The organism is Bacillus velezensis (assembly GCF_001461825.1).
In the GTDB taxonomy this organism is placed as follows: Bacteria; Bacillota; Bacilli; order Bacillales; family Bacillaceae; genus Bacillus; species Bacillus velezensis.
In genome coordinates this window covers 268,908-289,890 of the sequence record NZ_LLZC01000012.1, presented here as the reverse complement: position 1 = coordinate 289,890, position 20,983 = coordinate 268,908, and the positions used below count along the sequence as shown (strand labels likewise).

Annotated in this window: 16 protein-coding genes and 1 other annotated feature; of the genes, 2 read left to right on the top strand and 14 right to left on the bottom strand. The window is 47.7% G+C overall.

Going from position 1 to position 20,983, the window contains the following annotated elements:
- Positions 1 to 44: 44 nt before the first annotated feature.
- Entirely contained in the window at positions 45 to 1,337 is a 1,293-nt protein-coding gene (locus AR442_RS05595; RefSeq protein ID WP_014418549.1) for a bifunctional folylpolyglutamate synthase/dihydrofolate synthase, read from the bottom strand.
- Positions 1,338 to 1,395: 58 nt separating this feature from the next.
- Positions 1,396 to 4,038, bottom strand: coding sequence for a valine--tRNA ligase (locus AR442_RS05590; RefSeq protein WP_014418550.1), 2,643 nt, complete (start codon positions 4,036 to 4,038; stop codon positions 1,396 to 1,398).
- A gap of 58 nt (positions 4,039 to 4,096) precedes the next feature.
- Positions 4,097 to 4,318, bottom strand: a binding site (T-box leader).
- A gap of 172 nt (positions 4,319 to 4,490) precedes the next feature.
- On the opposite strand from AR442_RS05590, the gene AR442_RS05585 reads away from it, so the two are divergent.
- A complete protein-coding gene (locus tag AR442_RS05585) occupies positions 4,491 to 4,682 on the top strand; it encodes a hypothetical protein (protein WP_003152639.1) in 192 nt (63 codons plus the stop codon).
- A 14-nt stretch (positions 4,683 to 4,696) separates the two neighbouring features.
- Here AR442_RS05585 and ysxE read toward each other — a convergent pair whose 3' ends face one another.
- From ysxE to hemA, 8 genes are all read right to left on the bottom strand, one after another.
- Complete coding sequence (ysxE, locus tag AR442_RS05580; protein WP_014418551.1) at positions 4,697 to 5,719, bottom strand: spore coat protein YsxE; 1,023 nt, start codon at positions 5,717 to 5,719, stop codon at positions 4,697 to 4,699.
- 33 nt (positions 5,720 to 5,752) lie between these two features.
- Positions 5,753 to 7,555, bottom strand: coding sequence for a LysM peptidoglycan-binding domain-containing protein (locus AR442_RS05575; RefSeq protein WP_014418552.1), 1,803 nt, complete (start codon positions 7,553 to 7,555; stop codon positions 5,753 to 5,755).
- Between the two features lie 132 nt (positions 7,556 to 7,687).
- Positions 7,688 to 8,977, bottom strand: coding sequence for a glutamate-1-semialdehyde 2,1-aminomutase (hemL, locus tag AR442_RS05570; protein WP_014418553.1), 1,290 nt, complete (start codon positions 8,975 to 8,977; stop codon positions 7,688 to 7,690).
- 28 nt (positions 8,978 to 9,005) lie between these two features.
- Positions 9,006 to 9,980, bottom strand: a complete 975-nt coding sequence (gene hemB / locus AR442_RS05565; RefSeq protein ID WP_101560370.1) for a porphobilinogen synthase — start codon at positions 9,978 to 9,980, stop codon at positions 9,006 to 9,008.
- A gap of 5 nt (positions 9,981 to 9,985) precedes the next feature.
- Entirely contained in the window at positions 9,986 to 10,765 is a 780-nt protein-coding gene (locus AR442_RS05560) for a uroporphyrinogen-III synthase (protein WP_014418554.1), read from the bottom strand.
- Positions 10,755 to 11,696: a hydroxymethylbilane synthase gene (gene hemC, locus AR442_RS05555; protein WP_012118114.1), complete on the bottom strand. Its 942-nt coding sequence runs from the start codon at positions 11,694 to 11,696 to the stop codon at positions 10,755 to 10,757. The genes AR442_RS05560 and hemC overlap by 11 nt, the downstream gene beginning before the upstream one ends.
- Before the next feature lie 34 nt (positions 11,697 to 11,730).
- On the bottom strand, positions 11,731 to 12,561 hold the full coding sequence (locus tag AR442_RS05550) for a cytochrome c biogenesis protein (RefSeq protein WP_007408154.1): 831 nt from the start codon (positions 12,559 to 12,561) through the stop codon (positions 11,731 to 11,733).
- Between the two features lie 7 nt (positions 12,562 to 12,568).
- On the bottom strand, positions 12,569 to 13,936 hold the full coding sequence (gene hemA / locus AR442_RS05545; RefSeq protein ID WP_003152628.1) for a glutamyl-tRNA reductase: 1,368 nt from the start codon (positions 13,934 to 13,936) through the stop codon (positions 12,569 to 12,571).
- Between the two features lie 193 nt (positions 13,937 to 14,129).
- Here hemA and AR442_RS05540 point away from each other — a divergent pair, with 193 nt between their 5' ends.
- Entirely contained in the window at positions 14,130 to 14,621 is a 492-nt protein-coding gene (locus AR442_RS05540) for a hypothetical protein (protein ID WP_014418555.1), read from the top strand.
- A gap of 32 nt (positions 14,622 to 14,653) precedes the next feature.
- Here AR442_RS05540 and yihA read toward each other — a convergent pair whose 3' ends face one another.
- The 4 genes from yihA to clpX form a co-directional block, all read right to left on the bottom strand.
- Entirely contained in the window at positions 14,654 to 15,241 is a 588-nt protein-coding gene (gene yihA / locus AR442_RS05535) for a ribosome biogenesis GTP-binding protein YihA/YsxC (protein WP_053284937.1), read from the bottom strand.
- On the bottom strand, positions 15,238 to 17,562 hold the full coding sequence (gene lon / locus AR442_RS05530) for an endopeptidase La (protein WP_014418556.1): 2,325 nt from the start codon (positions 17,560 to 17,562) through the stop codon (positions 15,238 to 15,240). Before lon ends, yihA begins: the two co-directional genes overlap by 4 nt.
- A 198-nt stretch (positions 17,563 to 17,760) precedes the next feature.
- The gene (lonB, locus tag AR442_RS05525) at positions 17,761 to 19,419 is read right to left on the bottom strand and encodes an ATP-dependent protease LonB (RefSeq protein WP_014418557.1); all 1,659 of its coding nucleotides are present in this window, start codon (positions 19,417 to 19,419) and stop codon (positions 17,761 to 17,763) included.
- 149 nt (positions 19,420 to 19,568) lie between these two features.
- Complete coding sequence (gene clpX / locus AR442_RS05520) at positions 19,569 to 20,831, bottom strand: ATP-dependent protease ATP-binding subunit ClpX (protein ID WP_007408149.1); 1,263 nt, start codon at positions 20,829 to 20,831, stop codon at positions 19,569 to 19,571.
- Positions 20,832 to 20,983 lie beyond the last annotated feature (152 nt).

Sequence of the window (20,983 nt, the reverse complement as noted above, 5' to 3'; positions counted from 1 at the left end):
CCCGGCAAAACCGGAAAAGGGTCTGCCGGGCATCCGAGGGGCTGTCAGATAAGCCGCTTTCTCATTTCTGAAATAAAATATAAGGAGCCGGTAATGATGATGACATCATCCGCCCCGTCTTTTTGTTCTATCCATTCTTTCACACTGTCTGGGTTCTCATCGAAGCTCTTAGCCGCAAGACTGCTTGCATTGTAAAGGGCTTCGGCGCTTGAAGCACGCGGAAAGTCAAATGATACAAAGTGAATAGAGTCCGCTTCGGTTTCAAGCTTTTTAATCATTTCCTGATACGGTTTGTCTTTTAATGCGCTGAATACGACATGAACGTTTTTATCGGAAAAGCGCTGCCTGATCGTTTCTGTCAGCGTTTCAACGCCCTCTTCGTTATGCGCGCCGTCCGCAAACACTAAAGGGCGGCTTTGAAGACGTTCAAACCGGCCCGGCCATGAAGCTTTTTCCAGACCGTTTCGCATTGCTTCTTCAGAAATGACTGCGGCTCCCAGACGATTCATCCATTCAGCGGCCAATATCGCCAATGCCGCATTCTGCCTTTGGTGAATGCCGATCAGCGACGTTTGAATGTTTTCATAGCATTTCGTTTCCGTTTCCAGCGAAAAGCTTTCACCGGACGGAAGCGCCGCTTCATTAAACAGTCTGCACGTTTTATACAGTGACTGATACGGAGCCTGCTTTTTTTCGGCTTCCGCTTCAATAACGCCGAGTGCTTCCGGCTGATTGACGCCCGTAATGACCGGAATGGAATTTTTAATGATACCGGCTTTCTGCCCGGCGATCTCCTCGATGGTATTGCCTAAAATGGCCATATGGTCATGTCCGATACTTGTAATGACGGACAGAAGCGGTTTCACAATATTGGTTGAATCAAATGTGCCGCCGAGCCCCGCTTCAAAAATGACAAAATCGATATCAGCCCGTTTCGCAAAATATAAAAATGCACACGCTGTAATGATTTCAAATTCTGTCACCGTTCCGGCATCGGTCTTATCAAGCTCATCGACTATCGGTTTTATGTCATTAACGAGCGTTCTCCATTCCTCATCAGAAATCGGCGTGCCGTTGACGCTGATACGCTCATTAAACGTAATAATGTAAGGCGATGTGAACGTGCCGACCGTATAACCGGCTTCTTGAAGCACGGAACGGATAAAAGCGACGGTCGATCCTTTGCCGTTTGTGCCCGCCACATGAATGGCGCGAATGTTCTTTTCCGGGTGTTCCAGTTTTTCCATCAGCTTTTCCATACGGAGAAGGCCCGGCTTAACGCCGAACTTGAGTCTGCCGTGAATCCAGCTGATCGCTTCTTTGTACGTATTAAACAATGAAATCCCCTCTTTTATACGACAAGGCGGTTTCTTAGGAAACCGCCCCGCTGTTTTATCAGCCTTTCAGCTCTGCAATCCGCTGCCGGACAGCTTCGCGTTTTGCCGTGTAGTCTTTCTCTTTTCCGCGTTCTTCTTCAATGACATGTTCAGGAGCTTTTTTAATGAATCCTTCGTTGCCGAGTTTTTTCTGAACGCGTTCGACTTCTTTTGTCAGCTTGTCGAATTCTTTTTGCAGACGGGCGATCTCCTCATCAATGTTAATCAGCCCTTCAAGCGGCAGAATGACTTCCGCTCCGGTGACGACCGCTGTCATCGCTTTGTCTGCCGCAGTGATATCCGTCCCGATTTTCAGCGTGCTCGGATTCGTAAAGCGTTCAACGTAAGAACGGTTCTTCTCAAGGCGGCCGGCAATGTCTTCCGTAGATGTTTTAATGTAAAGCTCAACCTGCTTGCTCATCGGCGTGTTGACTTCGCTCCGGATATTGCGGACAGAACGGATTAATTCGACGAGCAGTTTCATATCCGCCGCTGCCTCTTTATCCGTATGTTCCGGCACCGGAACCGGCCAAGAGCTGATCGTGATTGACTCGCCTTCATGAGGAAGGTGCTGCCAGATTTCTTCCGTTAAGAATGGCATAAACGGGTGAAGAAGACGCATCGTCTGGTCAAGCACGTATGCCAGAACAGAACGGGTTGTTTTCTTCGCCGCTTCATCTTCCCCGTACAGCGGAAGCTTCGCCATTTCGATATACCAGTCGCACACATCGTCCCAGATAAAGTTGTACAGGTGGCGTCCGACTTCACCGAATTCATAACGATCCGCAAGCTGTGTTACGTCTTCTATCGTTTCATTCAGTCTTGTGAGGATCCACTTATCAGCAACTGATTTTTCACCGGACAGATCAAGCTCGTCATACGTCATGCCGTCCATGTTCATTAATGCAAAACGGGAGGCGTTCCAAATTTTATTTGCGAAATTCCATGTGGATTCCACTTTTTCATAGCTGAAACGGAGATCCTGTCCCGGTGAACTTCCGGTTGCCAGGAAATAGCGCAGGGAATCCGCTCCGTACTTGTCGATGACATCCATCGGGTCCACGCCGTTCCCAAGGGATTTACTCATTTTTCTGCCCTGCTCGTCACGGATTAAGCCGTGAATCAGCACGTCTTTGAACGGACGCTCGCCGGTAAACTCAAGACCTTGGAAAATCATCCGGGATACCCAGAAGAAAATGATGTCATATCCCGTTACAAGAACATCGGTTGAGTAATACCGCTTAAAGTCTTCAGCGTTTTCATCAGGCCAGCCCATTGTAGAAAACGGCCAAAGCGCGGAGCTGAACCATGTATCAAGCACGTCTGAATCCTGTTCCCAATTTTCACTGTCCTCAGGCGCCTCAAGGCCGACGTACACTTCTTTTGTTTCTTTATGATACCAAGCCGGGATGCGGTGGCCCCACCACAGCTGACGGGAAATACACCAATCACGGATATTTTCCATCCAGTGCAGGTACGTTTTCTCGAACCGGTCAGGAACGAAGTGAACTTTCTCTTCTTTTGACTGAAGGTCAACCGCAGCATCGGCCAGCGGCTGCATTTTGACAAACCATTGTGTGGACAGGTACGGCTCAACAACGGCGCCGCTTCTTTCACTGTGGCCGACAGAATGCATATGGTCTTCGATTTTAAAGAGAACGCCGGATTCCTGAAGATCTTTGACGAGTTTTTTGCGGCATTCAAACCGGTCCATGCCGTTATATTGCAGCGCTTTTTCATTCATTGTTCCGTCTTCATTCATGACGAGAATCCGCTCTAAATTGTGGCGGTTTCCGAGTTCAAAGTCATTCGGGTCATGGGCAGGCGTGATTTTAACGGCGCCTGATCCGAATTCCATATCAACATAATCATCGCCGACGATCGGAATTTCGCGGTTTGTAATCGGCAGAATCACCGTTTTGCCGATTAAGTGCTTGTAGCGCTCATCTTCAGGATGAACCGCGACAGCCGTGTCGCCAAGCATCGTTTCCGGACGGGTGGTCGCGATTTCAATTGAGCCTGAACCGTCTGCTAACGGGTAGCGCAAATGATAAAACGCGCCCTGTACGTCTTTGTAAATCACTTCAATATCGGATAAAGCCGTTTTTGTGGCAGGGTCCCAGTTGATGATATATTCGCCTCTGTAAATCAAGCCTTTCTCGTACAGCTTGACGAATACTTCCCGCACGGCTTTATTCAGCCCTTCATCAAGAGTGAAACGTTCGCGCGAATAATCGAGTCCGAGTCCCATCTTGGCCCATTGGCTGCGGATGAAATCAGCATACTCTTCTTTCCACTTCCACGTTTCTTCTAAAAACTTTTCACGGCCGAGGTCATAACGGCTTGTGCCCTGTTCACGGAGTTTCGCTTCGACTTTTGCCTGAGTGGCGATGCCGGCGTGGTCCATGCCCGGAAGCCAGAGCACGTCATAGCCCTGCATGCGTTTCATACGCGTAACGATATCTTGCAGCGTCGTATCCCACGCATGTCCGAGGTGCAGCCTGCCCGTCACGTTCGGCGGCGGAATGACGACAGAATACGGCTGTTTCGTTTGATCGCCGCCCGCTTCAAAATATTTTCCTTTCAGCCAAAAATCATAGCGGCCTTTTTCAATCGCAGATGGATCATATTTTGTCGGCATTGTTTGTTCATTTGTATCCATGATAACCCTCCAGCATGTTTAGAAATGGCTGAGCAACTAAAAAAGAGCCTTCATCCTGATAAAGGACGAAAAGCTCTTTCGCGGTACCACCTTTTTTCATGAACAGATTTGTTCATGCACTTAAACGGATAACGGGTGCGGCCCGAATTTCTCTACTGTATGTTCAAGAAATTATGCTCCCGGGCGACCTTCCAATGAGACGGCATAAGAAGCCTTTCAGCACAGTAGCTTCTCTCTCTTCATGCGTCTTTCTTGTACTCTTCCCGTTCAAAGCAGGTGTATTTATATCAGCTCATGATCTTATTTATTATGTTCTTTATTATAGTAAAAGTGTTTTTGATTCGTCAATCATCTTTTCCAAAAACCGCTGCCGTCATACATAAATGGGCATGCACCCCGCCCTTTCCCTTACATACGATACATAGAAAGGCGAATGTGAGGAGGAATTGCCCGTGAGAAAAAAATTCAATTCTTATTCGCTCCCCCAGTGGGCCAGACAGGTCCGCCTTGTATCCGTGCAAGTCATTATCCCGATTACGATCTTTCAGGGGATCAGGACGATTTTCTTTCCGACGACTTTTGATGTCCTGCTGCTTGCCATCCTGCTGTTTTTAGCGTGCGCCCTGCATTTGGAATGGATATAAAAAAACGAGTCCCGTTATGAAGAGGACTCGTTTTCCGCTTTTATTTTTTTCTCCCGCTCAATCTGATGAACCTTCATGAGAAAAGGCTCAACATTTTTCATCTGCCAAAACGCTCTTAATAATTGCGTGCACTCTTCTTTTTCAGAGCCCCTTTGGCCGGTCTGATACCGTTTCAGCACTTTGTACATGGCGGACGGATAAGCCATATAGCTGAGAAACAGGCTGATTTCCGCTTCACGGAGCGGGAATGATTTGTGATACGTATAAAACCAGTCCAGACACTCCGGGCATGCTTTCGGATAGCTTCTGAACATTCTGGAGTAAAAGCCGAGCAGGTCGTTTTGCGGAGGGCCCAGCGCAGCTTTCTCGAAATTCGTGAAAAAGCCCGATCCCGCATCATTATACAGAAAGTGGCGGCTCGATAAGCTGCCGTGGTTGATCACCGCTCTCGTCTTGTCATGATCCTTTGCCGCGTCAAACCATTCTTCCAGACGTTCCAGAGCAAAATTGACGGCGGAAACCGTTTCTGTAAGATACGTAACAGCCTGCAGTTCAAAAGGTGAAAGGTACCACTCTTTTTCCGCCCGGTCGGCGAATTGTTCATAGACAAGCTTATCATTTTCCCAATCTCTTTTCGTTACTTCATAAAAGCCGCTGATATCTTCAGTCCGGATTTGGATGTCCCGCACAGTCGCGGAGTGGAGCTTCGCGACCTCTTTAAAAAGGTAAACATGTTTTTGATCCCGTTCTTCTTCCTGATCGTACTGAAGCCAAGGCATTAAATAATAAGAATTCTCCGTCTGTCTTCCCGCAAAAAAATCGCCGGCATACGTGCGGCAGATCGGCACAAACGAACGGTAGCCTTTCTCCTCAATCTCAATCATAAGATCCGTAAATTCACTGCTGCGGGCCGGCTTGAGCTGTTTCAAAGCAAAAATGCCGTAGTTTGAGTAGACCTTCCAAACATGCGGGCTGACAGGCTCAATATACTCTGCCGCCAGCCCGTATTCCTGAAGCACTGATTGGACTGCTTCCATTCCATTCACCACATTTTTACGGCCTCTTTGTGCTTACGCATGGCTGTTATTATATTCAGGTATATACAGAAGCTGACCTTCTTCAAGCTCGTCATCAAACGATAAAGCATTCGTTCTGATGAGCTGCTGGGATGTTATGTCATATCGTTCACACACCCGGTCGATAGTATCTTGCTGCTGTACGATACAAATTTTCATTCTTGAAAACTTTTCTTCTTCCCTTGTAAATAATTTTGTCAAGTAATGAGAGTTGTCATTTTCCTTCTGCTCGGTTCCCGGTGCCGCTTCTTCATTCTTTCTTTCAGACTTAAGCGGCTCAGGCGGTTCAGCTTGCGCCGGCTCCTCAGGCGGCAGTTTGGAAAACTGAAAAGACAAATCGAGAGGCTTCCCGGTTTCCTCCTCCGGCTGCGCCATCTTCCTTACCTCAATTTCAAACCCTTCTTCATCATGAGCCTCTTCTTCAAGCAGCTTAGGAGCGCTGTAAAACTCCTCTTCCTGCTGTTCCGGAACGAACTCGCGATAAACGGGCGCCTGCTCTTCTTGAAAAACCGCAGGCTCATCTTCGTCTTCTGCCGCCTCATGATCGCTCTGACGGAGAAGCGGCTCGGCCTCTGGCTGCTCTTCTTTTTGAAGGAAGGGCTGTTCCGCAATTTTTGGTTTTTCCGCATGCGGAGTCAGAGTGAACGCAGGGAAAACCGGCTCGTTATCATCTTTTGGCTCTTCCTGCACTTCTGCTGAATCATCCTCAAATACAGGTTCATTCCTCACAGCCGACATGATTGCAGGCTCCTCAGCTTCTTCCGGCTCTTCTTCGTGTTGAAAGGAAACGGGAGGAGGAGGCTCAGTAAAGGAAACAGGTTTCGGCACCTCTTCCTGCTCCCTCAGAATCGGGGCAGTCTCATGCTCTTCTTCTTCCCGCTCCCTCAGAATCGGGGCAGTCTCATGCTCTTCTTCTTCTTGCTCCCTCAGAATCGGGGCAGTCTCATGCTCTTCTTCTTCCTGCTCCCTCAGAATCGGGGCAGTCTCATGCTCTTCTTCTTTGTGTTCCCTCAGAATCGGGGCAGTTTCCTGCTCTTCTTCTTCCCGCTCCCTCAGAATCGGGGCTGCTTCCTGCTCTTCTTCTTCCCGCTCTCTCAGAATCGGGGCTGCTTCCTGCTCTTCTTCTTCCCGTTCCCTCAGAATCGGAGCAGTCTCCGGCTCTTCTTCCTCCTGCCTGAGTAAAGGCGGAGTTTCTTCCTCGTTCTTCTCGGTTTCTTGTGCTGCTTCTTCTGATACAGTCAAAGGTATTTCAGGCTCATGGCGTATCATTAATTCTGGTTCGTTTTCGTCCTCAGAATAATGTCCGGCAAGATTGATCATTTCTTCTCTGGCAAATTCAGGCGCCACGTACAAAGGGATCTCCGGCTCTTTTGGCTCGGATTCCTCAAGCAGCCCTTCAATTGCCAAATCAGCTTGAATGGTTAAGATCCTTGAATCCGTCAGCTGATAATCAAAGGCATCAATAAATACGAAAACATCATTGAGGTGGCTCACTTTATTTTTCGGAATCGTGATGTCCACCGGGAAACAATGAATGAGCTCGGCCGTGCCATCCTCCCTCGCCCTCACTTCCTCTACATGCCTCAGCTCCCTATCAAGCTCTTCAAAATGACTGCTGTGATCTATGTTGTACTCGCCAGTAAGTTCTAATGATCCTTTAATTGAGACATAATCATTTACTTCCTGCACCCTGATGTCAGGGTCTAATGAAATCGAAAGTAATTCAGAAACTTCCTGTCCTTTTTGGAAACAGATTGATTCTTCAACAGAAAATTGCAATCGGTGATTATGCGGCAAGTTCATATCCTCCTTTCATCTAATCCATACAATTAGATGTCACTAAAGGTGTATGCCGCAATCCGGGAAAATATGATAATGGAGGCATTGAAAAAAGCCGATACAAGTCTTGCTTGCATCGGCTTTTCGTTATCAGCGGCTGATCGCCTGGAACACTTTCTCAGCGGCTTGAATGGTTTTTTCAATATCCTCCATTGTATGCGCAGTGGAGAGAAACAATCCTTCAAATTGAGACGGCGGCAGAAATACGCCTGCGTCGGCCATCCCTTTATAATATTTGGCGAACAGCTTTAAATCAGAAGATTTGGCTGCTTCATAGTTAATGACAGGCTCATTTGTGAAAAAGAAGCCGATCATGGAACCCGCCCGGTTAAACGTGTGCGGAATGCCATGTGCTGCAGCTGCTTTTGAAATGCCTTCTTCAAGCATATCGCCTTTTTTCACAAATTCTTGGTAAGATTCAGGTGTGAGCTGCTGTAGCGTCTCAAGTCCCGCTGTCATGGCAAGCGGATTTCCTGACAATGTTCCCGCCTGGTAGATCGGACCGCTCGGCGCGATTCGTTCCATAATGTCAGCTTTTCCGCCATACGCACCGACAGGAAGACCGCCGCCGATGACTTTGCCGAGACACGTTAAGTCAGGCGTCACGCCGAAATACCCTTGCGCACAGTTATAATCCACGCGAAAACCGGTCATGACCTCGTCAAAAATGAGCAGCGCGCCATACTGTTCCGTAATGTCGCGAAGTCCTTGTAAAAAGCCTTCCTGCGGCGGAACAACGCCCATATTGCCTGCTACCGGTTCAACAATGACCCCGGCAATATCTTCACCGTACTCCCGGAATGCGAGTGCAACGCTTTCCAAGTCGTTGTATGGAACGGTAATCGTATTCATTGCTATTCCTTCCGGCACGCCCGGGCTGTCCGGCAGGCCGAGTGTCGCCACTCCGGATCCCGCTTTGATCAGCAGCGAATCGCCATGGCCGTGGTAACAGCCTTCGAATTTCAAAATTTTGTTGCGGCCGGTATATCCTCTTGCCAGACGCAGGGCGCTCATTGTCGCCTCTGTGCCGGAGCTGACCATCCGCACGATTTCAACAGACGGCACACGGTCAATGACCAATTTGGCCAGTTCGTTTTCCACCTCAGTAGATGCCCCGAAACTTGTCCCGTTCTCGGCTACTTTTTTCAGGCTTTCAACGACCCGGTCATTTGTGTGGCCCAAAATGAGCGGCCCCCAGCTCAGGACGTAGTCGATATATTCATTGCCGTCAATATCAAAAATTTTCGATCCTTTTCCGCGCTGCATAAAGATCGGGTCCATATCAACTGATTTAAACGCGCGCACCGGGCTGTTCACTCCGCCCGGCATCAGTTTCTGCGCTTCTTTAAAAGCGGCTTTTGATTTTTCATAGCTTCTCATCTGCCTCAGCTCCCGTCAAATGAAATCGTTACTCAGCAAGCCATTTTGCTGCGTCTTTTGCATGATACGTCATAATCAGATCGGCTCCTGCACGTTTCATGCTCGTTAAAATTTCCAGCACCATTTCTTTTTCTTTAATCCAGCCGTTTTGGGCTGCCGCTTTCACCATGGAATACTCCCCGCTCACATTATATGCGACCAGCGGCAGGTGATGGCGGTTTTTCACATCACGCATAATATCTAAGTATGACATAGACGGTTTGACGATTAAAAAGTCAGCGCCTTCTGCCGCGTCTGATTCAGCCTCACGGAGCGCTTCCAAGCGGTTGGCCGGATCCATCTGATATGTTTTTCGGTCTCCGAACTGCGGCGTGCTGTCAGCCGCGTCGCGGAACGGACCGTAAAATTCACTTGAATATTTCACGGCATAAGACATGATCGGAATATTCGTGAATCCTTCTTTGTCGAGCGCTTCTCTGATCACTGTGACAAAACCGTCCATCATATTTGAAGGAGCGATGATGTCAGCGCCTGCTTTGGCCTGGCTGACGGCTGTCTGCGCCAGCAGTTCAAGCGACTCGTCATTGAGGATTTCTCCGTCTTTCACGACGCCGCAATGGCCGTGATCCGTGTATTCACAGAGACACGTATCAGCGATTACGATCATTTCAGGATAATGCTTTTTAATTTCAGCAATCCCTTTCTGCACAATGCCGTGATCGTGAAAAGCCTGGGTTCCGCAGGCGTCTTTTTCTTCCGGCACGCCGAAAACGATGACTGACTTAATGCCGAGCGATATCAGCTCAGACATTTCATCCTTTAACAAATCGAGTGATACATGATAAACCCCCGGCATGGAAGGAACTTCTTTTTTTCCTTCGAGTCCTTCAACGACAAATAACGGGTAAATAAAATCTGAGGGGTGAAGACGTGTTTCTTTTACTAAATCTCTCATCGCAGCGTTCGCGCGCAAACGGCGGTGTCTGTTAAATGTTTGATTCATCATTATCAATCCTTTCCCGACATGCTGCACATGACGTCCAGCATGCCTTCAATCGTATAGATGTCAGGCACATGGGATGAGATCCCGTATTCCAAGAGCGCTTTCTCTGTCAAAGGGCCGATGCTGATATAGCTCGCACCGCTGTTTTCCCACGCTTTTTCTCCGTCTCCGACCGCGTGCATAAACGTATGCACCGCCGATGAGCTGGTAAACGTAATAAAATCAAAATGAGAGCGGGATGCAGCCCGTCTCAGCTCGTCCATGCCTTTTTCATCCTGAATGGTATTGTATAACACCCATTCCCTTATTTGATAGCCAAGCGGCTCAAGCTCCGCTTTTATGACATCGCGTGATAAATTGCCCTTTATCACTGAAATGGGTTCGGCAGCTGATGCGTGCCGTTTTAAAGTATCAGCCAGACATTCCGCCACATACTCGTCAGGCATCGCATCCGTCCGGGCTCCCCGCTCTTTCAGGGCGCGCGCAGTCTTTTCACCGACGGCTGCGATTTTTTTCCGTCCCGAAAGCGCAAGACCGTGCCGATCAAGATAGGAAAAAAAGAACCGGACACCGTTTACGCTTGTAAACACAAGCCATCCCGGCTCAGAAAGGTCTTCCCGGAGACTGTCCGCACATTCATCCGGGAGCGCTTCCTGAAAAGCGATCAGCGAAGCGGAAACAGCCGTTCCGCCGAGCGCCTCCACTTTTTTTCGGAACGGTGCGGCCTGTCTTTTGTTCCGGGTGACAAGCACGGTCTTTCCTTGTAAAGGAAGGTCATTTGCCATCCTGATCGAGCTCCTGTTTCACGCTGTCGATTAATGCTTTGGCTCCTTTTTCAGACATCATCGCCGCACAGCGTTTCCCGATTTCTTCCGGATCATGTCCCGCCGCTGTTTCTTTATAAATCGTCTTTCCGTCCGGAGACGCGACAAGACCGACCAATTCAACCTCATCCCGGTCATTGACGGACGCATACCCGGCTATCGGCACTTGGCAGCCGCCTTCCATCGCGTGTAAGAAAGCCCGTTCGGCTGCCACCGTGCGCTGCGTATACTCATCGGTAAATTGCGCAAACAGCTTCAAAAGCTCCTCATCCGACTCTCTGCATTCAATGGCAAGAGCGCCTTGGCCGACCGCAGGCAGACAGCGGTCCGGTTCGAGAAATTCAGATACGACATCATCTTTCCAGCCCATTCTCGAAAGTCCCGCAGCCGCTAAAATAATAGCATCGTAATCTTCCGTTTCAAGCTTTTGAAGTCTCGTATCGATATTGCCTCTGATCCACTTAATTGTAAGATCAGGGCGTTCAGCAAGAATCTGGGCGCTTCTTCTTAAACTGCTGGTGCCGATGATGCCCCCTTCTTTTATGCCGTCCAGCTTTTGATGCCCCTTTGAAATCAGCGCATCACGCGGATCCTCACGTTTCGGTATGCAGCCTATGACAAGACCCTCAGGCAAAACGGCGGGCATGTCTTTCATGCTGTGAACCGCCATATCAATCTCCTGATGCAGCAGCGCCTGTTCAATCTCTTTGACAAACAAACCTTTGCCGCCCACTTTTGACAGTGTAACATCAAGGATGCGGTCGCCTTTTGTGACAATCTCCCGGATTTCAAAGTTATAGGAAGGGTTCAATTCCTTCAGTTTGTTAATCACCCATTTTGTCTGGGTCATAGCCAGTTTGCTCCGTCTGGAACCTACCTTAATCGTTCTCATTTTCTTTCCTCCCGAATCTGTTTGGGCGCGTGCGTTAACTGAACCAATGGAATTGCGACAGGCTTCCGAGCAGGAAGTAATTAATCATCAGCACGAGAAAACATGCTGAATTCCATAACGCCGCCACTTTTCCCTGCAGTTCCTTAATCATTCTGATATATAAATAGTAGCTGTATAAAAGCAGCACAATAAACGAACCGAGCACTTTTGAATCAAACCAGTACAGCGTTTCCAGCGACACATACGCCCAGATCACGCCTAATATCAGGCTCAACAGCAGCATCGGAACCCCGATGACATTTAAAACGTAAGCCATATAATCAAGTTTTGACAAATCTTCAATTCTCAACAGCCATTTTCCCCACTTTTTCTTCTTTAATAAAGAATATTGAAACTGATAAAGAAGCGAAAAGACAAAAGAAAGGGAAAAAGCGCCGTAAGACAGAATCGCCATTGTAATATGAATGACCAAAAGCTCTGAGACCAGCTGGCCGGAAAAAGCGGCCGAATGCTGATCCGTCGGTGAAAACGTATGGATCGCAATCATCGAGAAACCGATGACATTCGTGAAAAATACGATAAAATCAACGCGCAGAATCTGCGTGACCACAAGTGAGAGCGTGACAAGCACCCACGCATAAAAGTAAAGGGCCTCTGTAATATTCAAGACCGGAAATCTGCCCGTCTGCCACATGAAATAAGAAAGATAGACGGTTTGCAGAGTCCAGACAATAGAAAGCAACCAGAAGGCCATTTTCCCAGCCTTCCGGTTGTGTTGAAGAAAATCTATAAAGTAAAAAAGGACGCTTACTGCATAAATAACAATTGTCGCTTCATTAAGTCTTGCCATTGCTGTATCAATCATACAGCCCTCACTCACTTACAAGCGGACGTAAGCCCGTTTTTGCTTCTGCCTTTTGAAACGAATGAACCGTCTGGCGGTTATCCAGGCTTTTGTCCAGCTGGCGGCCGGCCTCTTCCTCAATATCGAATATCTGCATAAACAGCTTCAGCTTTTCATCTGAATCCGCTTCAGCCGCAAGCTCTTTCGCTTTCAGAATCGGATCGCGCAGCATTTGGTTAATGATGCTTTTCGTATGTTTGCTGAGAAGTTTTTTCTCTCTTACCGTCAGATGAGGCAGCTTGCGCTCAATGCTCTGCATCGTATCGGACTGGATGGACAGCGCCTTTTCACGCAGCGCCGAAATGACCGGCACGACGCCGAGCGTATTAAGCCACTGCTTAAACTCAACAATTGCCGCTTCAATAAACAGCTCGACTTTTTCAGCGGTTTCACGGCGTTCTTGTAAGTTAGCTTCAACGATTCCTTCAAGGTCATCAATATCGTACAGAAAAACACCTTCAAGATCGTTAAGCGCCGGATCGAGGTCTCGCGGCACAGCGATATCCACCATAAATAACGGACGGCCTTTCCGCTGTCTGCCCGCTCTCTCCATCATTTCTTTGGACACGACGAAATCACTTGCGCCTGTCGAACTGATTAAAATATCAGCTTCAGCAAGTGCATGTTCAAGCTGGTTTAAGCTGCGCGCTTCTCCGGAGAAACGGTCAGCAAGCGCTTTTGCCTTCAAAAACGTTCTGTTGATGACCGTTACTTTGCCGATGCCCTGACCGTGCAGGTTTTCTGCGGCGAGCTCGCCCATTTTTCCCGCACCGAGAATCAAAATGTGCTTATTTGACAATGAGCCGAAGATTTTTTTCGCGAGTTCAACGGCGGCGTAACTGACGGAAACGGCATTGGCGCCGATATCGGTTTCGGCATGCGTGCGTTTGCCGACGGTCACCGCCTGTTTAAACAGCTCATTGAAAATGGTGCCGATCGTCTTTTCTGCCTGCGCCGTTTTAAAGCTCGAGCGGACCTGGCCGAGTATTTGCGTTTCTCCGATGACCATGGAATCCAAGCCGCACGCCACACGGAATAAATGCTCGATCGCCGCGTCGCTCTCATAAAATTTCAGAAACGGAGACAGCTCTTCTTTCGGCAGCGAGAACCATTCGGATAAAAATGTCTTTATATAATAACGGCCGGTATGAAGCTGGTCGACCACCGCATATATTTCGGTGCGGTTGCAGGTTGACACGATAATGTTTTCAAGAACGCTTTTTTCTTCTTTTAAACGGAGCATCGCTTCTGCAAGCTCATCCGGCTGAAAACTTATTTTTTCGCGTATTTCAATAGGGGCGGATTTATAATCTACTCCCACAACAAGAATATGCATCGCTTTCATGCACCCCCGTACATCGCAATTTATTTATAATTATTCTAACATAGAATTTATTATTTATAATAATTATAACATAGTTTCTTCGGGAAAATGTGAACAGATTTCAAAAATGTTATGCTATAGTATAAAAAGCTCGTTTCCACTTAATCATCATACTAAAAATCCTTTACTGCGGGTAGGTGACAGGATGAAAAAAACATCAATTTTATTACCGGGACTTATGCTTGCCGCTTCATTATTCGCATGGCTTCAGAGCGGACAGGTTCACCTGTTTGCGAATCAGGGGGAATGGCCGGTGCTCCTTATGCTCTTGGGCGCCGTGCTCTTGTATCAGGGCAAAAAGGAAGCGGCCGGGCCTCACGTCCTGATCGGCATGCTTCTTTTCGGCATAGGTTTACACTTTTTCGCCAAACCTGAGCTCTCATGGTGGCCGGGAGATTTTGAAATGATTCTCTTCGTCTTCGGATTCTCCTTATTTGCGGCAGCCAGAAAAGAATATGTATACGAAGCGGTTGCCATGATTGGTTTTTCCCTCTTTTTATACTTCTTTAAACAAATTACGGCATGGCTGGAGTCCGTCCATATTCCGACGGAACACTTCAAAACATACTGGCCGTATGTTTTCATCGGAATCAGCCTTTTATTATTGTTTATCAAGCGGAACAAAACTATACGATAAAACCCAAAACGCACTGCGTTTTGGGTTTTTCATTACCGGCTGATCATTTTTTTAATGGCTCCCCAGGCTTCATCTTTGCCTTTTTTCGTTTCAGAGGAAAATAAAATCAGCTCATCTTCAGGATCCATATCAAGCGTCTGTTTGACAACCTTTAAGTGCTTGTCCCATTTTCCTTTTGGAATCTTATCCGCTTTTGTCGCGATAACGATGACAGGAATGCCGTAATACTTCAGGAATTCATACATGTTCACGTCTTCAGCAGACGGCGCATGCCTGAGGTCGACAATCTGCACGCAGGCTTTCAGCTCTTCGCGGGTCGTCATATAGGTTTCAATCATTCTCCCCCATGCTTCCCGCTCGCTTTTGGAAACTTTCGCAAATCCGTACCCGGGAACGTCGACAAAATGCAATTCATCATTGATGATGTAAAAGTTTAAGGTCTGTGTTTTCCCCGGTTTTGATGACGTTCTGGCCAAGTTTTTCCGATTGATTAATGAATTGATAAAAGATGACTTTCCTACATTTGATCTTCCCGCCAGCGCGATTTCCGGAAGCCCCCTATCAGGGTACTGTTCGGGTTTGACCGCGCTGATCACGATTTCTGACTTTGTGACTTTCATTTCTTCTCTCCTACTAAGGCATGTTCCAAAACGTCATCCAGGTGAGAAACGAATATAAACTTCAGTCCCTCTCTGACGCTTTCTGGAATATCCTCTATATCTTTTTCGTTATCTTTAGGCGCAATAATAGTAGTCAGGCCCGCTCTGTGCGCGCCGAGCGCCTTTTCTTTCAGTCCGCCGATCGGAAGCACGCGGCCCCGCAGCGTGATTTCTCCCGTCATACCGACTTCGCGTTTTACCGCACGGTCCGTTAATGCTGAAACGAGCGCCGTGGCCATCGTAATTCCGGCAGAAGGGCCGTCTTTCGGCACCGCTCCTTCAGGGACATGAATATGAATGTCATACTTCTCATGGAATTTCGGGTCGATTCCGAACTGTTCCGCTTTCGAGCGGACATAACTGAAAGCGGCCTGCGCTGATTCCCGCATGACATCTCCAAGCTTCCCGGTCAGAATCAGCTTTCCTTTTCCCGGTGACAATGACACTTCGATTGACAGCGTATCTCCGCCGACCGTCGTATACGCGAGCCCCGTGACAACCCCGATTTGATCTTCGGTTTCCGCCTGTCCGTATCTGAATATCCGTTTTCCGAGATAGTCGGCCAGATTTTTCTCTGTAACGGTAATGCGTTTTCTCTCCTCAGACACAATGGCTTTCGCAGCCTTTCGGCAAATGGCGGCAATCTGGCGTTCAAGCGTTCTCACGCCGGCTTCCCTCGTATAGTAGCGGATGATGTCCGTAATCGCCTGGTCCCGAATCTGCAGGTTGCTCTTTGTGAGCCCGTGCTCTTTGATTTGTTTCGGAAGCAGGTGGTCCTTCACGATTTCCAGCTTTTCGTTTTCAGTGTAGCCTGACAGGCTGATAATCTCCATTCTGTCTCTGAGAGGTCCCGGTATGGAAGCAAGGTTATTCGCAGTCGCGATAAACAGCACTTTCGATAAATCGAACGTCTCTTCAATATAGTGGTCGCTGAATGTGCTGTTTTGTTCCGGATCCAGCACCTCAAGCATCGCCGAAGACGGATCGCCTCTGAAATCAGACGACATTTTGTCGATCTCATCCAGGAGAAAGACGGGATTTTGTTTACCGGCTTTTTTCATCCCCTGTATAATACGGCCCGGCATCGCTCCGACGTATGTACGCCGGTGCCCGCGGATTTCAGACTCATCGCGCACTCCGCCCAGTGAAATTCTCACAAAACGGCGCCCCATGCTCGTACTGATTGATTTTGCAAGAGATGTTTTACCGACTCCTGGAGGTCCGGCCAGACAAAGAATCGGCCCTTTCAGCGTTTTCGTCAGCTGTTTCACGGCCAAATACTCCAAAATCCGCTCTTTCACTTTCTCTAAGCCGTGATGCTCTTTATCTAAGATTTCCCCGGCTTTTTTAATGTCAAGTTTATCTTCTGTTTCATCCGACCACGGAAGGGCGATGAGCCAGTCAATATAGTTGCGGATAACAGAGCTTTCCGCTGAGCTTGACGGCACTTTTTCGTAACGGCTTAATTCCTTAAGCGCCGTTTCTTTGACACGCTCAGGCATGCCTGCTTCTTCTATCTTTTCCGTGAGCGACTGAACTTCGCCGGTTTTTCCTTCTTTGTCGCCAAGCTCCTTCTGAATGGCTTTCATCTGTTCACGCAAGTAGTATTCCTTTTGAGTGCGTTCCATCGAACGTTTGACGCGCTGACCGATTTTTTTCTCAATCTCCAGCACTTCTTTTTCATTATGAATGGAACGGATGACCTTATTCAGACGTTCTTTAATATCCGCCGTTTCTAAAATGTCCTGCTTGTCCTTTAATTTCAGCGGGAGATGAGAAGCGACGATATCCGCCATTCTGCCGGGCTCTTCAATATCAGTCACAGCCGCATACGTTTCTGCGGAGATTTTTTTAGAAATTTTTATGTACTGGTCAAAATGGTCCAGCAGCGTCCGCATAAGCGCTTCGTCTTCCACGTCTTTTGAATCATCCTCATGCATCAGCTGTATATCGACCGAAGTATAATCTTCGAGCTCGGCGTATTCAAGAATCTGCGCCCGCTGAATTCCTTCTACAAGCACTCTGATCGTACCGTTGGGCAGCTTCAGCATCTGTTTAATTTTTGTATAAGTGCCGACGGCGAAAATATCCTCTTCACCCGGTTCGTCTATCGAAATATCCTGCTGAGTGGCTAAAAAAATCATATGATCATGCATCATTGCCTGTTCAAGAGCCTGAACCGACTTGTCACGGCCTACATCTAAATGTAAAACCATTGTCGGGTATACCAATAAGCCTCTTAAAGGGAGGAGCGGGATGCTGCGTTTTGTATCTTCTGCCATGTGACTGACACCTCCGTGACTTTAGTATGAACCATTATAATACAACTTTTTCATCGTTGTACAATTCCGGGATCGGGCAAAATCGGCTTATCCGCCTGCCCTGTATATAAAACAGTCTCTTCGTAGTATACCCTTTCTTTCTGTTCTGAAAAAGGAAAAGATGTCCTCCATAAAAAAACCCCATTATAAAAATGGGGTTTATACGGATTCTTTATTCATTTGGATATCAAACGGTTTTTGTTCTGAAGGAGGGTCAACCAATATGACGTCAAGCACTTCCTGGAACGTTTTTACCGCTTTAATGGTGATTCCGTCTATTCGTTTCAGAATGGACTGCTGATTTTCATATGGGATAATGACCGTTTTTGCTCCGGCCTGTTTTGCGGCTTTAATTTTCGGAATGACGCCGCCGATCGGTTTGACAAGCCCCGTCAGGCTGATTTCTCCCGTCATCGCCACCGTATGGTCGATCGGGATGCGGTGAATCGCGGAAAAAATCCCCGCGGCCATCGCGATACCTGCTGAAGGTCCGTCAATCGGGCCTCCGCCCGGAAAATTGACGTGAATGTCATAGTCTGAAGGTTTGATGCCCATTGTGCGCAGAACCGTCAGAACATTTTCCACAGATCCCTTCGCCATGCTTTTGCGGCGGATCGACTTCGATTGGCTGCCGATGCTTTCTTCCTCTGCAATTCCCGTGATATTCAGGCTTCCTTTGTCCTGCGCAGGTGTGACATTCACTTCAATTTCCAGCAATGCGCCGCTGTTCGGCCCGTAGACAGCAAGTCCGTTCACGATGCCGACTTGCGGTTCATCGGCGATTTTCTGCTCATTTTTAGGTGTAAGCTGACTGGAATGAACAACCCATTCTATATCTTCTGTCGTAATTTCTTGTCTGTCCTCAGTCACCGCCATGCCGGCGGCGATCTGGATCATATTGACGGCTTCACGTCCGTTTCTCGTATATGCGGTCAGCACACTGAGAGCTTCGTCAGAAATCTCTTTCTGAATTTTGTCGGCTGCTTTTTTCGCAACGATTTTAAGTTCATCCTTTTCCAGCTCGCGGAAAAATACTTCAAGACAGCGCGAACGGATGGCCGGCGGAATTTCATTCGGCATTCTCGTTGTCGCTCCGATCAAACGGAAATCTGCCGGAAGCCCATTTTGAAAAATATCATGAATGTGATTCGGTATTTGCGTATTTTCTTCACTGTAATACGCACTGTCTAAAAATACTTTTCGATCTTCAAGCACCTTCAGCATTTTATTCATCTGAATCGGATGAAGCTCGCCGATTTCATCAATAAACAATACCCCGCCGTGAGCATGGGTCACAGCCCCCTGTTTCGGCTGCGGAATGCCTGCTTGGCCCATCGCTCCCGCTCCCTGATAAATCGGATCATGCACTGAACCGATAAGCGGATCGGCAATCCCCCGTTCATCAAACCGCGCGGTCGTCGCATCAAGTTCAACAAATACAGCCTGCTTTTGAAACGGTGACTGTTTATGTTTTTTCGCTTCTTCCAATACCAGCCGCGCCGCAGCCGTTTTACCGACTCCCGGAGGACCGTAAATAATGACGTGCTGCGGGTTCGGTCCGCAAAGTGCTGCTTTTAACGCTTTAATTCCGTCTTCCTGGCCGACAATGTCTTGAAAGCTTTTCGGCCGCACCTTTTCTGATAAAGGTTCTGATAAACTGATGGCGCGCATTTTGCGCAGCTGTTCCATTTCTTTTTTTGATTCTTTATCTATCGTCACTTTTTGTGTACGCTGGTTTTTGAGCAGATTCCAAAAGTATAATCCGATGACTATCCCGAAAAACAGCTGTACAAATAATGCGATCCCTGTCCAACTCATGCTGGTCCCTCCTGAAAAAACGATTTATGTATCCAATTCATTCCTCTGTCCGCTAGTATCTCCCAGCAAAGCCCGGAATAAACATTTTCAGAAGGGTCAGGACAAGAAAAAAACCTCCTGATCAATTCGGGTCAGGAGGTTTTGTCATGTTATGCTGATGTTTTATCTTGGCCGACAACTGTGCCGTCTTTTAATACAAGACGCGGTGCTTCACCGTCTGCGACTGTCGCTCCGGTAATGACACATTTTTCAATATCATCGCGGGACGGCAGATCAAACATGACGTCAAGCATGATGCCTTCAATGATAGAACGCAGGCCGCGTGCGCCTGTTTTACGCTCGATCGCTTTTTTCGCAATTTCAGATAATGCCTCGTCTTCAAATTCAAGCTCGACATCATCAAGTTCTAACATTTTCTTGTATTGTTTGACGAGTGCGTTTTTCGGTTTAGTCAGAATTTCAACCAGTGCCGTTTCGTCAAGCTGCTCAAGGCTTGCAATGACAGGAAGACGGCCGATGAATTCAGGAATCAGCCCGAAACGGAGCAAGTCTTCCGGAAGAACTTTAGAAAGCAGTTCTTCTTTTTCCAGGTCTGCCGCTTTATTATCTGAGCCGAAGCCGATGACTTTTTGTCCGAGACGGCGTTTGATGATTTGTTCAATGCCGTCAAATGCACCGCCGCAAATGAACAGAATGTTCGTCGTATCGATCTGGATGAATTCCTGATGAGGATGTTTGCGTCCTCCTTGAGGCGGCACGCTTGCAACCGTTCCTTCAAGAATTTTCAGCAGCGCCTGCTGAACGCCTTCGCCTGATACGTCGCGTGTAATGGACGGATTTTCAGATTTTCGCGCTACTTTATCGATTTCATCGATATAAATAATGCCTTTTTCTGCTTTTTCCACATCATAGTCTGCTGCCTGAATCAGCTTGAGGAGGATGTTCTCTACGTCCTCACCGACATATCCGGCTTCAGTCAGAGATGTAGCGTCCGCGATCGCAAACGGCACGTTCAGAATACGCGCAAGCGTCTGGGCAAGAAGTGTTTTCCCGCTTCCAGTCGGCCCGATTAAAGAAATATTACTTTTAGAAAGCTCGACATCATCCACTTTACTGTTGGAATTGATGCGTTTGTAATGGTTGTATACCGCAACCGCAAGTGATTTCTTCGCCTGATCCTGTCCGATGACATATTCATTCAGAATCTCACGGATTTCCTGCGGCTTCGGAACGTCTTTAAATTCGACTTCTTCTTCCGTACCAAGCTCTTCCTCTACGATTTCTGTACAGAGCTCGATACATTCGTCGCATATATATACACCCGGTCCTGCAACCAGCTTACGAACCTGATCTTGCGTTTTTCCGCAGAACGAGCATTTCAATTGTCCTTTTTCCTCGTTGAATTTAAACATTCTTTCACCCCTTAATCTTGTCTCACTTTTTCTTTTACCTGAAGGGCAAAAGAAAACGGTTCTTGCTACGATCGAGTATGTATTGCATTTTACCATACTTTCCAGTAAGACGGTAACAATGTGTTTCGCACTTGCACATTCTATATGTATGA